Consider the following 14966-nt stretch of genomic DNA (forward strand, 5'->3'; position numbering starts at 1 on the left):
GTTATTATGTCCGATTCTTTTTATTATAGAAAATAAAAACTGTAAAATCCGCACAAACATCATTTAAATCTTTTTCCGAAAACATCTTACACAAAAAATTATCATGATCTGACTAAATTTTTGATGCGAAAGATAAAATACTATAGACAGCTTCTAAGAAAATAACATAGAGGAATAATAAACAAAAATGAATGAACGTGAAATGAAGGGATCGACTATGGAAAAACAAGAAGCCTTAGCACCACATGATACAAGAAAGCGTGTTCTTTCGATCATATCGAGCGCATCAGGTAATCTGGTGGAATGGTATGATTTTTATGTTTATTCTTTTACATCTATTTATTTTGCCTCACAGTTTTTTCCTTCTGATGGTGATGTTGTTACTGAACTTTTAAAATCTTCCGTTGTCTTTTTTATCGGCTTTCTTATGCGTCCGATTGGTGGTTGGCTCTTTGGTTTTATTGCCGATCGTTATGGTCGTAAACGCTCGTTACTTATTTCTGTTTTTATGATGTGTGGCGGTTCTTTCCTTATTGCCCTCCTTCCTACTTATGAAACAATTGGAACGACAGCAGCCGTTTTACTCGTTTTACTTCGTATGATCCAAGGACTTTCCGTTGGTGGTGAATATGGTACAACAGCAACTTATATGAGTGAAGTTGCTCTTAAAAAACGTCGTGGTTTCTTTAGCTCTTTCCAATATGCCACGCTTATTGGTGGTCAGCTTCTTGCAAGTCTGGTTATGTTTATTCTCGCCCTCTATCTCACAGAAGATCAGTTAAAAGCATGGGGCTGGCGTATTCCTTTTGTGATTGGTGGATGTGGCGCGATTGTTGCAATTTATCTGCGTCGTTCTCTTCATGAAACAACCACAAAAGAAAGTCGTTCTCAAAAACATACAGGTAGTCTTAAAGAGCTGCTACGTAATCACGGAAAAGCGTTCCTTTTAGTAATTGGTTTTACAGCTGGTGGATCGCTTATATTTTATACCAGCACAACTTATATGCAAAAATATCTAATCACGACCAGCGGATTTGATAAACACACTGCTAATACAATAATGACAGCTGCACTGTTTGTGTTTATGTTACTCCAACCCATTTTTGGTTCTCTAGCAGACAAAATTGGCACAAAAGCTTCACTACTTATTTGGAGTACCCTTTCCATCATCTTCATCATTCCAGGTCTTAGAATTATAGGAAGCACCCATGACTCTTGGATTGCGCTCTTAATCGTTATTGGAATGTTGTGTATTTTGAGTTTTTATACATCCGTCTCTGGTATCGTAAAAGCAGAAATGTTTCCTGCTTCAGTACGCGCTATGGGAGTTGGACTCTCTTATGCTATTGCCAATGCGCTCTTCGGTGGTTCCGCTGAAGCTGTAGCACTCGAGTTTAAAAAGCATGGATATGAATCATACTTCCATTTTTATATAGCCGGCATGATGATCATAGCCTTCATCGCAATTTTCTTAATGCCAGATGCTCGTAAAAAAGGATATTTACAAGGAAACGATATCCATTAACTTTTGATGTTAACAAAAAAGCCCAGATTACTGGGCTTTTTTTATATCTGTTTTACAAAAGTTTAAAGCTTACAATTTTTTATTTTTATCCCTTCAAACACTTTAAAATTGTGTATCATCGTCTTTACGCTTAATAAAAATGCAAGCCGCTATCATTATACTCTTTGTTAGCGCTATACTATTTCCCTAGCCCTTATTACATGCTCTCTTGATACTTAAGATGGTTTATTAAGGAGATTTTACACACACCAGTCTTGCATATGTAATAGCCAATAGCACTGTTTTACGACACAATATCAAGTCGATAAACCAAAGAATATCACATCCTTACAAACACTCTCGTATAAAAATAATTTACCATGAAACAAAAAACTATATTTCCTTAAAAGATCGTCAAAAGTGCACAATTTACGCAATATACCATAAGCCCAACGCAGCATTGACCGCTCTAGAAAAAATCTTACAGTGAAATCTCTGAACTTTAAGTGTGGAAGCCCATTCTTTTACCATTTCAGATTTTTCTCCTCTACAAAAGGATATAGTTATAAAATAAAAAACTATTTAGTGATTACTAAGCTTAGAAATTAAGTCATACCCTTAATACAATTCAATTCAAATTTACTTTAATTATTAATACTATAAATAGAATATATATTAATATAAATATTACTTATGCTTTTTAAATGATAAAAAAATCTCTTAAAAAATCTAAAGTATAACAGGTGGTCTTAAAGTGTTTTCCTAAGAAATTATCATGATACAATTGCGTTTTTATGATATACACTGTCAATAGCTTTTACAAACAGAAAAGTTATTAATCTAAAAGGGGAACATTTCATGAATAACCAAGCAACTTTAGATCCACATGATACAAGGAAACGTATTTTTGCTATCATATCCAGTGCATCAGGAAATCTCGTAGAATGGTACGACTTTTATGCTTACTCCTTTGCGTCGGTTTATTTTGCATCACAATTTTTTCCTAAAGATGAAGATACTGTTATACAATTGTTAAAAACTGCCGGAATCTTTTTTATTGGCTTTCTTATGCGTCCAATTGGGGCATGGCTCTTTGGCTTCATTGCTGACCGCTATGGACGTAAACGCTCGATGCTTATTTCCGTTTTTATGATGTGTGGAGGTTCCTTTCTCATTGCCATACTTCCCACTTACAAAACCTTGGGAATAACAGCAGCATTTCTTCTCCTTTTAGTCCGTATGTTTCAAGGACTTTCCGTTGGCGGTGAGTATGGTACAGCAGCCACTTATATGAGTGAAGTTGCACCCAAAAATCGTCGTGGACTCTTTGCTTCTTTTCAATATGCAACAACGATCTCAGGTCAACTTCTTGCGAGTTTTATAATATTTATTTTAGCCATTTACCTTAACGAGGATCAGTTAAAAGCGTGGGGATGGCGTATTCCTTTTGTCATTGGTAGCTTTGGAGCAATCGTTTCAATTTATCTGCGAAGCCTGCTTCATGAAACAACAACCATCAAAAGCCGTTCTGAACAACACGCCGGTAGTCTTAAAGAACTTTTTTGCAATCATAAAAAAGCGTTCTTTTTGGTTGTTGGCTTTACAGCTGGTGGATCACTCACATTTTATACATACACCACTTATATGCAAAAATATCTGATTACAACCACTGGCTTTGATAAACAAACCGCAACAACGATAATGACTGCCGCTCTCTTTGTTTTTGTATTACTCCAACCGCTTTTAGGTTCTCTCGCCGATAAAATTGGAGCAAGAGCTTCACTCATTACTTGGAGTGTCTTATCCATTATCTGCACCATTCCTGTCCTTAAAATGATTGGAAATGCCCATAATTCATGGACAGCGCTCTTCATTATTATCGGAATACTCTGTGTTATGAGTTTTTATACGTCTATTGCTGGTATCATAAAAGCAGAATTATTCCCTGCTTCAATCCGTGCAATTGGCGTTGGACTTGCTTTTGCCATCGGTAATGCACTCTTTGGCGGTTCTGCTGAATATGTAGCGCTTGGATTAAAAAATATGGGACATGAATCTGTTTTCTTTTTTTACATTGTCGGTATGATGATCATTGCCCTCATCTCTATTCTCCTTATGCCCGATATAGATAAAGGAGGATATCTTGATAAAGACCAACTTCATTAAACTTATTTACTGGATGTAAAAAGCCCATAAAATTGGGCTTTTTTGTAATTATTTACCCCAAAACTTAATTTTGTATATTACAAAAACCCATTTTATTATCTTACTCTCCATAATGAAAAGTTATCGCACACTTTCTATGATCTTCAAAGATCATTTTCATAACATCTCGAATGATCATTGTCGTTTATCGTTTTATAGATCAAGTAAAAAAAACTCAATGCCGCAAGATTTTCTCATTTCTACCTTTTTTATATCATCCCCTCACAATGACACCTCTTGCAACACGTAAGAAGAATTAGTCTATGAGGAAAAATTATTTAATAAATTAATAAAATCGCGCATTGTAAATTGTTTAAAGTAAAAATTAAATTAATTTTTATAAATAATTTGCAATAGATAATTTATAATAAAATAAATATGGCTTGTTAATATAATAAATTTATTAACTATTATTAAAATAACTTTAATATTTATTTTATATATTATTAATATGTTATTTAAAATATTAATAAAACTATTTATACTATATAATAAATAGCTAAAATCTTAAAAATATTATTCTAAATATTTTCATAAAAAAATAACTATTATACACTTGAATTTTTCTGAAAATCGTAAAGAATTAAGTTTAGAAAATATGGATATAAATCCAAAAGGGGAACAATTCATGGAAAATGGAACAATTTCAGCATCACAGGATGCAAGAAAACGCGTTTTTGCTATTATAGCAAGCGCATCAGGAAATCTCGTAGAATGGTACGATTTTTACATTTACTCATTTGCATCAATTTATTTTGCATCACAATTTTTTCCTTCAAATGGTGATACGATTACGCCACTTTTGCAAACTGCAGGTGTATTTTTTATTGGCTTTCTTATGCGCCCTATTGGCGCTTGGTTTTTAGGATTTATTGCTGATCGTTATGGACGTAAACGCTCAATGCTTGTATCCATTTTTATGATGTGTGGGGGCTCTTTTTTCATTGCCATACTTCCCACCTATAAAACCTTAGGAATAGCATCAGCAATCCTTCTCCTTTTAGCTCGAATGATGCAAGGACTTTCAGCGGGGGGCGAATACGGTACAGCAGCCACTTATATGAGTGAAGTTGCTCTCAAAAAGCATCGTGGGCTTTTTGCTTCTTTTCAATCTGCCACGCTTATTACAGGTCAGCTTCTTGCCAGTTTCATTATATTTATTCTAGCATCTTATCTTTCTGAAGATCAGTTAAAAGCGTGGGGATGGCGTATTCCTTTTGTGATTGGTGGATTTGGAGCACTCATTGCGATTTATCTACGTCGTGCCCTCCACGAAACAACCACGAAAGAAAGCCGTTCTCAAAAACACTCTGGTAGTCTTAAGGAACTTCTCACCAAACATACAAAAGCCGTTGTCGTGATTGCCTGCTTTGCATCAGGAGGATCACTCACATTTTACACCTTTACGACTTATATGCAGAAATATCTGATCACAACGACCGGCTTTGATAAACATACCGCAACAACGATTATGACGGCTGTGCTCTTTATCTTTATCCTATTCCAACCTATAGCAGGTATCATTGCCGATAAAATTGGAACAAAAACTTTACTCATCATTTGGAGTATACTCTCTGCCATCTTTACCTTTCCTGGACTCTGGTTAATTGGTAACACCCATAGTATATGGATTGCTGTATGCGTCATTATTGGCTTGCTCTTCATTATGAGTATGTATACATCCATCTCTGGTGTGGTAAAATCAGCCATGTTTCCCTCTTCCATACGAGCATTAGGCGTTAGCATCTCTCATGCCATTGGGAACGCCTTATTTGGTGGTTCTGCTGAATACGTTGCGCTTGGACTAAAAAAGTATGGTTATGAATCACTCTTTTACTTTTACATAACCATCGTGATGATCATGGCTTTCATTGCGCTTCTCTTTGTCCCAAGTATGCGTAAAGGAGGACACCTCCAAGACGATGAAAAACATTAACGCACTCTCATAAATAAAAAAAGCCCGAGAAATTGGGCTTTTTTTATCATTATCGTAAATTTAATATTGTTTTAAATTTTATGAAGTGCATTGAGTTGCTTAGCGACTAAATAATAAAAAGTTATACGACTTTTTCGACGCTCTCCAGCCATCATCTGAGCAACTTTTGAAACCGCCATTTTAGCACTCTGCTCATCAGCTTCTAAAACATCTTGAACCCATTTTTCAACACGTTCTAACTCTTTTGGATCCGATGTCGCAACAAGCGCTGCATCCTGCTTTTTCATCACCAAAGCTAAACGATGGCTCAGTCGTTCAACGGCTGCTGCATCGGGATTTGAATCATATACTTTAATATCTGCTAGATTATTTGTCATTTTGCATCATCTCCTCTCCAAAAATGAGCGGCTATACTTTACAGCCGCTTCATATAGCTCCATAAATAATTAGAGGATTAAAAATATTAACAACCCCCCCTTTTCCTAGGGCTGATCTTCATCTATATTTAAAGGGCTGGTTTGCCAGCTATGGTAATAAATGGACGGTGAAATAAACCTATTGGACCCGGGGGCGGTACCCGGCGCCTCCACCAAAATATAAACAACCCAAATTATATTTTGGTGGGGGCGAAATAGGATCGACAAGGGTGTAAAGATCGCTCTTTTACTCGGCATTGTACCACCGTTATCGGGCTAAATGAGTAGTTGCAAATGACAACTATGCGGAAGCACGTCTCGCCGCCTAAGGTGGTGTGAATGTTTCAAACTGACTCTTAAACCGTCGCAGGTTTAAGCGGGGTTGGAAGGCACCTGGCAACAGAAGCCTTCACTTTTTAAAATGTTATTGATTGATCTTTCAGATATTATCAGACATTATTTTCTTGTTTTCTTTTTTTGATTCAATGAGGTACCTCGTAGACAAAATACTGCTCGTTTTTTAATACATTCTCTTAACTGGATATCAATACGACCCATTCTGCTACGTGAAATAAAAGGAATAAACTTCGATGATTAAAGATCAAATCCGTTACGATATTCTCGTTCAGGATGCGCTTCGTGGAGTTATCCGTAAAGTTTTATCGGAAGTTGCTAAAGCAGGACTTCCGGGGAACCATCATTTTTTTATAACTTTTTTTACAAATGCTCCAGGCGTTAAAATCTCTCCACGGCTAAAGAATCGCTATCCTGAACAAATGACGATTGTTTTACAACATCAGTTTAGAGATCTTAGTGTTTCAGAAACGGCTTTTGAAGTGACCCTCTCTTTCAGAGAAGTTACCGAAAAACTTGTGATTCCTTTTACTTCCATTCAAGTCTTTTACGATCCTGTAGCAGCATTTGAAGCTGCATTTGATCTCCCTTCAAAACTTCCCTCTGTAGAAAGTGAAGATTCAGAAAATACCCTATCTACGCCTATCGCTCTATCAGACAAACAAAAAAAAGAAAATACACCCACAAAAGAACAAAATCTCAGTACCAATAAAGAACCTTTAAATAACGATACAAAACAAAGTGCTGATGTTGTCTCTTTAGATTCTTTTCGGAAAAAATAATTTTTCTCATGACTGAACCGATAAATCTTCGCCAATTTCGAAAACAAAAAAAGCGTACAGAAAAAGCTCTTCATGCTGAAGAAAATCGCTATCGTTTTGGGCGAACAAAAACTGAAAAACTTTTCGAGCAACAAAAATCTTTCAAAACGCAAAAGTTTCTTGATCAAAATCGTTTACGAAACGACGAATAAAAGGGAAAAAATGGACGAAAATCATTCTATTGATTGGTCAAGAGTCACGCCACAAAAGATATCTGTCCGCGTTGATGGACACGCAACAAGTGTCTCTTTAGAACCACCATTTTTAGATATTCTCAAAGAGATAGCCCGCAAAAAAGGACAATCTTTAGCTTTTATTATCACTGATATTGATAGCCAAAGACCGCAAGAAGTCAATCTTTCGGCGTCGTTACGCGTTTACGCCCTTCAAAGTATTCTGACACAACGTCTTTAATACTTGCTTTTGTTTTAACATCTTTTGTTCAGTTAAACCTGTTGTGGCTTTTAAAAGAAAAGTTTTTTAAATCTAGAACTTTCATAAAAAAAAGATTACAAAAAAGGTATAATGAATAATTTTTCTGATGACATACCTTTCTTTGAAGAAGATGCCCCCCCAGCCCATGATGAGAAAAACTCTGGGGTTTCTTCCCCTATTCTAAAAGGAAAAAAATCATATAACACAAACTATTTAGAACAGCTCAATCCAGAACAGCAACAAGCTGTTATGAATACTGAGGGTCCCCTTTTAGTTCTTGCAGGTGCTGGTACTGGAAAAACACGCGTTTTAACAACCCGTATTTCTCACATTCTGCGCTCTGGACTTGCCTCACCTCAACAAATACTTGCTGTCACTTTCACCAACAAAGCAGCCAGTGAAATGAAAACACGTATTGGTGAACTCATTGGTGAAGTTGTTGAAGGAATGCCTTGGCTTGGAACTTTTCATTCCACTGGTGCTAAAATTTTACGCCGACACGCAGAGCTTGTTGATTTAAAAAGAAATTTTACAATTCTTGATAGCGATGATGTTCTTCGACTTTTAAAACAGCTTATTCAAGCTGAAGGATTAGATGATAAGCGTTGGCCCGCACGAAACCTTGCTATGATGATTGATTCTTGGAAAAATCAAGGACTTTCGCCAGACCATATCTCAAAAAGTGATGCGCATTCCTTTGGCAACGGCATGGGACGCGAACTTTATCGCAGCTATCAAAATCGCCTCAAAGATCTTAATGCTTGTGATTTTGGCGATCTTCTGCTTCATTCTATCTCTATCTTCCAACACAATCCAGATATTCTTCGCGAATACCACTCTCAATTTCGCTATATTCTTGTCGATGAATATCAAGATACGAATACAGCACAATATCTTTGGCTTCGCCTTTTGGCACAACATCCTCAAGGTCAAAATGTTAATCTTTGTTGTGTTGGCGATGATGATCAATCCATTTATGGATGGCGTGGTGCAAAAGTTGAGAATATATTACGATTTGAAAAAGATTTTCCTTCTGCCAAAACTATTCGTCTAGAACGCAATTATCGTTCAACATCCCATATTCTTAAAGCCGCCTCCCACCTCATTGCTCATAATGAAGAAAGGCTGGGGAAAATCCTTTTTTCTGCTCAAATAAAGAGTGAAGAAGAAAAAGTAAAAATTCATTCAGCATGGGATTCGGCAGAAGAAGCACGAGCAATCGGAGAAGAAATCGAACGTGCCCAACAAACCGGTCATGCATTAAATGATATGGCTATATTGGTACGCGCCTCATTTCAAATGCGTGAATTTGAAGATCGCTTTGTAACACTTGGCCTTAACTATCGCGTCATTGGTGGTCCGCGTTTTTATGAGCGAATGGAAATACGTGATGCCATGGCTTATTTACGCGTTGTTGTCCACCCCGCTGATGATTTAGCTTTTGAGCGTATTATCAATACACCTAAACGCGGCATAGGAGACGCAACCCTGCGTATTCTTTATAAGAGTGCGCGAGCACGTGCTGTTCCTCTCTTTTCCGCGGCCGCTGATATTATTGAAACAGATGAGCTCAAACCTAAAGCACGCAGTGCTTTACGAAGCCTTATTGAAAACTTCCATCGCTGGCAAAATATGCTGCAATGCACCCCCCACAGAGAGCTTGCTGAGATTATCCTTGATGATTCTGGTTATACAACCATGTGGTTAGAAGATCGCTCACCAGAAGCGCCCACGCGACTAGAGAATCTTAAAGAAATGATCCGTTCCATGGAACAATTTGAAAATATTCAAAGCTTTTTAGAACATGTTGCACTGGTTATGGAAACGGAAAATAACGAAAACATGGATGCAGTTAACATCATGACACTTCATTCCGCTAAAGGGCTTGAATTTGAAACAGTTTTTCTTCCAGGCTGGGAAGAAGGGCTCTTTCCCCATCAGCGCTCATTAGATGAAGGTGGACGTTCAGGACTAGAAGAAGAACGACGTCTTGCTTATGTGGGGCTTACAAGAGCAAAAAAATATCTGCATATATGGTTTGTATCCAACCGCAGAGTTCACGGCCTTTGGCAATCTGCTCTCCCCTCTCGTTTTCTAGATGAATTACCAGCAGAACATATAGAAATCATCGCCATGGAAACATCTTATGGCGGTTATGGAAAATCCTATTTTCAACATCATGATCCCTTTTATAATAACGATGCAACACCAAGACAAAAACCTGCACAAAAAAACAAAAATATTGAAGGAAAAGTTATCGCTCAATCAATCTCTCATGCACCGTCAGATTTTTCTATCAATGATCGAATTTTTCACATAAAATTTGGTTATGGCCATATTACAGCGATAGATGATCATAAATTGACAATCATGTTTGAAAAAGCTGGAGAAAAGCGCGTACTGGATAATTTCGTAGACAAAGCTTAACGAAAGAAAATCGTGGTCGCTTTTTTCAGGAGACTGTGTTGATTTTATTTTGAATGCCTATTTCCATTTGCGAACAAAAGCTTGAATGGATAAATTTTGCATATCAGGCAATGCGTTGTGAATTTTATCAAGTGGCCAATCCCACCAAGCCATATCTAAAAGATCTTCTATCACATTATCGGGAAAACGCATTCGCAATCGCTTAGCAGGAACTCCAACAACAATCGTATAAGGCATAACATCTTTCGTTATGACAGCATTTGCGCCAATGATTGCCCCATGTCCAACGATCACCCCAGGCATAATAACCGCGCCATGTCCAATCCATACATCATGCCCAATAATAACACGTTTTGCACAACGCCTTTCACGAAGAGAACGATCGAGTGCCATATAACGAAAATATTCGTTTGGACGATAGGTTATTTTATGCGTTGAAACGCGCTCCATAGGATGCTCCAACGCATTCATCCGTACATGAGAAGCAATAGAACAAAAACGCCCAATATCGCTATAAATAGCTTCACTATTACGTTCTAAATAAGAAAAATCTCCAACGGTTACATCCCGCAAAATCACCCGCTCATTAATTTCCACATAGCGCCCTAATTTACAACCATGCAGCCGTGCTGTCGTATGAATACGGGGATTACTTTCATGAAATCGCAGATTGTTCTCAATATTCATGCATCTTTTACCAATATTTCACTCACAGACATGGAAAGACATACCAACCAAACCAATAAAATCAACCGTGAAACAAACATTGCAAAAAAAAACAGCCAATGCTAGAGTTTTTTGACAAGTTTTAGAGAGACAAGCTATGAAAAATGTAATCCGTATTTTAGGGCTAACAGTTATATTTCTTACGGGGGTTTTTATTTATGATGCATTTATAAATAAACCGTTAGGTGATAACTTTACTCTCACTGATTCAAATGGAAAAACGATTACCGAAGCTGATGTCCGTAGTAAACCTTCAATTATTTTCTTCGGTTTTACAATGTGCCCTGAAATCTGTCCTACAACATTGATGAATCTTGATCGATGGCTTACAGCCCTTGGACCTGAAGCTGATAAACTAGGAAAATGGTTTGTAACTGTTGATCCTGAACGTGACACCCCTGAAGTGCTTCATGAATATCTCAGTAATTTTACCAATGAAATTATTGGCATTAGTGGAGATCCTGAAAAAGTTCATAAAATGGTCAATTCTTTCAACATCGTTGCTGAAAAAGTTCCTGGAAAAGATGGAAACTATACTTACGATCATACGGCAGCAATTTTTTTACTCAAAAAAGGTGGAAAATTAGCAGGTGTTATCCGTTATGAAACAGAAGAAAGTGATAGCGAATTAAAAGATGAAATCACTATTGAACGGCTAAAAAAGCTTATCTCAAACTAAAACAGCCGATCAAAAGAAAGAACAGCATGTCGCAACAAATTCGCCTCTATTATACGACTTTTAAAAATGAAGCAGAACGGCTCTATACCCTTATAGAAACAGCTTTTGACGAAGAAGGATATCCTTTGGCTCTTGTAGAGGTAGACGAACAAAATGCTGTCTATGAGCTTTCTTTGTATGTCGATCAAAACAATCAAGAGAAGACATTAAAGCATTTTGCTAGCGTTCTTTCTGTAGATTCTGATAAAATTAATCATGAAATTTTGCCCAATATTGACTGGGTACAAAAAAGCCTAGAAGGACTAAAACCTGTACATGCTGGTCCTTTTTTCCTTCATGGAAGTCATAACCGAGATACCATTCCTGCAAATGTTTTCCCTATTGAAATTGAAGCAAATCAAGCCTTTGGGACAGGACATCATGGAACAACAGCCGGTTGTTTGGAAATGATCGCCAAAGTATTGAAACACGAAAATCCACAAAATGCCCTTGATCTTGGAACAGGCAGTGGAGTCTTAGCCATTGGCATGGCAAAACTCAAACCTATTGCTATACTTGCATCGGATATCGACCCAATCGCTATCAAAGTTGCACAACACAATATCGCACTCAATGGTGTAGAGAAATATATTACAGCAATTACAGCAACAGGTTTTACCCATAATGAAATTACATCACGTGCCCCCTTTGATCTCATTGTTGCCAATATTCTTGCCAATCCTCTCATTGAACTTGCACCAGAAATGGTTCAAGTAATTCAAAAAGGTGGATCACTCATACTTTCCGGAATCCTTGAAGAACAACATGCTGATGTTCTAAAGGCTTATGTAAAACAAGGGTTGAGACACATTGAAACATACCACCGTCAAGGATGGGTTACAATACATCTAAAATAAATGAAAAGGACGTTGTTATGTATCAATCTTTTGAAGCAATAACAAACCCTACCTATGCCCTCGGGCGTATTTCCTCTCTTCGTAAAGAACTTGATCGCCTTGGACTCGATGGTTTTCTTGTTCCACGGTGCGATGAACATCAAGGAGAATATGTTCCCCCTCATGCTCAACGTCTTAGCTGGCTTACGGGGTTTACTGGATCAGCAGGGATCGCTCTTATTTTAAAAAATAAAGCCATTATCTTTACAGATGGACGCTATAAACTCCAAGTTCGCCAACAAACTGATCCTCATATTTTCGATTATGAAGATCTAATAACCTGTCCTCCTTCACAATGGCTTGAAACAAATGGAAAACAATTGTCTATTGGCTTTGATCCATGGCTCCACACGATCGCCGCTACAGATACATTGAGAAAATCCTTAGAGATAAAAGCAGGTGGAAAACTTGTTGCAGTTCAAGACAATCCCATTGATCTCATCTGGCACGATCAACCACCATCACCACAATCTGCCTTATCGATTCATTCTCTTCAATATGCAGGATGGGATAGCAATAAAAAGCTATCTTTAATTCGCAAAGACATACAACACGCCCATGCAGATGCTTTTATTTTTACAGATCCCTCTTCTATTGCATGGATATTTAATATACGTGGCAATGATGTTTCCAACACACCTTTTTCTCTTTGTTTTGCCCTAATCCCCATAGAAGAAACACCAGCCTTGTTCATTGATAGTAAAAAGCTTGGTGAAGAACAAAAACGATATCTGGAACGTTATGCAAAATTACATGAACCAGAGCAGTTTATTGCAAAGATCAAAGAATATATTCAAAAAGGCATGATTTTTGCCTTAGATCCACAGTTAACATGTGAAAAGTTACGCACTATAATTGAAGAGGATGGACAATCTTTCATCACACTTACCGACCCTGCTACTCTACCACGCGCTATTAAGAATGAGACAGAACTCAATGGCGCACGCAAGGCACATCTGTGCGATGGTATCGCTCTTACCCGTTTTTTTTCTTGGTTAGATAAACAAACACTAGGCACAATAAGCGAAATTTCTGCTGCTCAGAAATTAGAAGAATTTCGCATAAATACAGCAAAAGAAATGGGAAAAAAACTTAAAGATCTCTCTTTTGATACGATCTCAGCTACAGGAGCAAATGGTGCCATTGTCCATTACCGTGTAACGAATGAAACCAATAAACAACTCAAAGCTGGTGAACTTTACCTTGTTGATTCAGGTGGACAATACCGTGATGGCACAACAGATATCACACGTACGGTAGCCATTGGGAATATTGGAGAAGAAGAAAAACGTTGTTTTACTTTGGTTCTTAAAGGCATGATTGCCCTTTCAACCGCTTGTTTTCCAAAAGGAACACGCGGACAAGATATTGATGTTCTAGCACGCATTGCCTTATGGAAAGCTGGTTTTGATTATGCCCATGGCACGGGGCATGGGGTTGGATCTTATCTTTCTGTTCATGAAGGACCACAAAATATTTCCCGCAAAGGATGCCAAGAACTCATCCCCGGTATGATTCTTTCAAATGAACCAGGATATTATCGTGAAGGCGCTTTTGGTATCCGTCTTGAAAATTTGATGATTGTAAAGCCAGCACAAAAAATTGACGGTGGCGATATCGAAATGTTCTCGTTTGAAACACTCACACATTGCCCCATTGACCGACGATTAATCCTTCCAGAACTTTTGACACAAGAAGAACGACAATGGCTTAATGATTACCATGCGCATGTTTATCGAGTTAATGCACCTTACTTGAACGAAGAAGAAAAAAAGTGGACACAAGAAGCAACAATGCCCCTTTAAATAAAGCGACGTATAACTTTTACTCTTTTTACAAAAGACAGTACCTTCTCCTTTTAGAGAAAAAAATATATTTGCGTCAAGAAATAAAAAAAAATATTTTTACAAGATGCTTCAAATTTTTGCTGGTATAGCAAACGCGAACCTAAATAAAATAGAGGCAGAACATGCTTACACGTGATCATACTTATCTTGACGACTATAATTGGCTTATTATGGTATTTTATTCTTAATTTTTACCTTTTTAGTTTAAGCTCAAAATTTCTGCATATTGCCTTGCAATAATAATCTATATCTTTTTTAAATTTTTGAACCATTTCCAATAACAGTCCCCCCTTAATAACACGTATTAATATAATTAAAATAGAATCAACTTTGAAAGAAGCATTAAGTTATCAAAATTTAAAGAAAGCAGGATGATAGTTACATCATGTTAAAAGGCTTTACTTTATTTGCAATATTAAACAGTCTAATGTTATTTTCTGAGTGTATTTCCTAAAAAACAAAAGAAAGCGATTTCGTTTGGGCAAAAAATTTGGTTATAAACTCAACAGATCCAATGTTAAAGTACGCTCAAATGCTGTTTGATTATGAAATTTTATCATACCAAATACTAGCTTTAATAAATGAGATTTCCCGTACTGAAAAATTTGAAAGAGATAAAGGAAGTCAGGAAAAAAATTATGATGCTAGACGCATTAGGGAATACCCGAAATTTTGTAATGA

The 14966-nt window shown here is 37.1% G+C and carries 12 protein-coding genes and 1 other RNA gene; 11 read left to right on the forward strand and 2 right to left on the reverse strand.

Annotation, left to right across the window (positions count from 1 at the left end; genetic code table 11):
- The first annotated feature begins 217 nt into the window (after positions 1-217).
- The 3 genes from B5V81_RS03955 (at position 218) to B5V81_RS03965 (ending at position 5645) form a co-directional block, all read left to right on the forward strand.
- Positions 218-1525, forward strand: a complete 1308-nt coding sequence (locus tag B5V81_RS03955; RefSeq protein WP_212112281.1) for an MFS family transporter — start codon at positions 218-220, stop codon at positions 1523-1525.
- 837 nt (positions 1526-2362) lie between these two features.
- Entirely contained in the window at positions 2363-3670 is a 1308-nt protein-coding gene (locus B5V81_RS03960; protein WP_212112215.1) for an MFS family transporter, read from the forward strand.
- 667 nt (positions 3671-4337) lie between these two features.
- On the forward strand, positions 4338-5645 hold the full coding sequence (locus B5V81_RS03965; protein ID WP_212112216.1) for an MFS transporter: 1308 nt from the start codon (positions 4338-4340) through the stop codon (positions 5643-5645).
- Between the two features lie 71 nt (positions 5646-5716).
- Here the strand turns inward: B5V81_RS03965 and B5V81_RS03970 are convergent, their stop codons facing one another.
- The gene (locus B5V81_RS03970) at positions 5717-6022 is read right to left on the reverse strand and encodes a DUF2853 family protein (protein ID WP_212112217.1); all 306 of its coding nucleotides are present in this window, start codon (positions 6020-6022) and stop codon (positions 5717-5719) included.
- 96 nt (positions 6023-6118) lie between these two features.
- Here B5V81_RS03970 and ssrA point away from each other — a divergent pair.
- The 5 genes from ssrA (at position 6119) to B5V81_RS03995 (ending at position 10098) form a co-directional block, all read left to right on the forward strand.
- Positions 6119-6475, forward strand: a transfer-messenger RNA (tmRNA) gene (gene ssrA / locus B5V81_RS03975).
- Between the two features lie 176 nt (positions 6476-6651).
- Positions 6652-7197, forward strand: coding sequence for an SspB family protein (locus B5V81_RS03980; protein ID WP_212112218.1), 546 nt, complete (start codon positions 6652-6654; stop codon positions 7195-7197).
- A gap of 8 nt (positions 7198-7205) precedes the next feature.
- Entirely contained in the window at positions 7206-7388 is a 183-nt protein-coding gene (locus B5V81_RS03985) for a DUF4169 family protein (RefSeq protein WP_212112219.1), read from the forward strand.
- A 10-nt stretch (positions 7389-7398) separates the two neighbouring features.
- Positions 7399-7650 (forward strand): ribbon-helix-helix domain-containing protein, encoded by a 252-nt coding sequence (locus B5V81_RS03990; RefSeq protein WP_212112220.1) that lies wholly within the window; start codon positions 7399-7401, stop codon positions 7648-7650.
- A gap of 111 nt (positions 7651-7761) precedes the next feature.
- The gene (locus B5V81_RS03995; protein ID WP_212112221.1) at positions 7762-10098 is read left to right on the forward strand and encodes an ATP-dependent helicase; all 2337 of its coding nucleotides are present in this window, start codon (positions 7762-7764) and stop codon (positions 10096-10098) included.
- A 57-nt stretch (positions 10099-10155) separates the two neighbouring features.
- Here B5V81_RS03995 and B5V81_RS04000 read toward each other — a convergent pair whose 3' ends face one another.
- A complete protein-coding gene (locus tag B5V81_RS04000; protein WP_212112222.1) occupies positions 10156-10785 on the reverse strand; it encodes a DapH/DapD/GlmU-related protein in 630 nt (209 codons plus the stop codon).
- Positions 10786-10921: 136 nt separating this feature from the next.
- On the opposite strand from B5V81_RS04000, the gene B5V81_RS04005 reads away from it, so the two are divergent.
- Genes B5V81_RS04005 through B5V81_RS04015 form a run of 3 tightly spaced genes read left to right on the forward strand, consistent with a single transcriptional unit; the run spans position 10922 to position 14243 of the window.
- Positions 10922-11503, forward strand: coding sequence for an SCO family protein (locus tag B5V81_RS04005; protein WP_212112223.1), 582 nt, complete (start codon positions 10922-10924; stop codon positions 11501-11503).
- Between the two features lie 26 nt (positions 11504-11529).
- Positions 11530-12399 carry a 50S ribosomal protein L11 methyltransferase gene (locus B5V81_RS04010; RefSeq protein WP_212112224.1) on the forward strand — a complete coding sequence of 290 codons (870 nt, stop codon included), beginning with the start codon at positions 11530-11532 and terminating at the stop codon, positions 12397-12399.
- Positions 12400-12416: 17 nt separating this feature from the next.
- Positions 12417-14243, forward strand: a complete 1827-nt coding sequence (locus tag B5V81_RS04015; protein WP_212112225.1) for an aminopeptidase P family protein — start codon at positions 12417-12419, stop codon at positions 14241-14243.
- The last annotated feature ends 723 nt before the right edge of the window (positions 14244-14966 follow it).

The organism is Bartonella queenslandensis (genome assembly GCF_018155095.1).
In the GTDB taxonomy this organism is placed as follows: domain Bacteria; phylum Pseudomonadota; class Alphaproteobacteria; order Rhizobiales; family Rhizobiaceae; genus Bartonella; species Bartonella queenslandensis_B.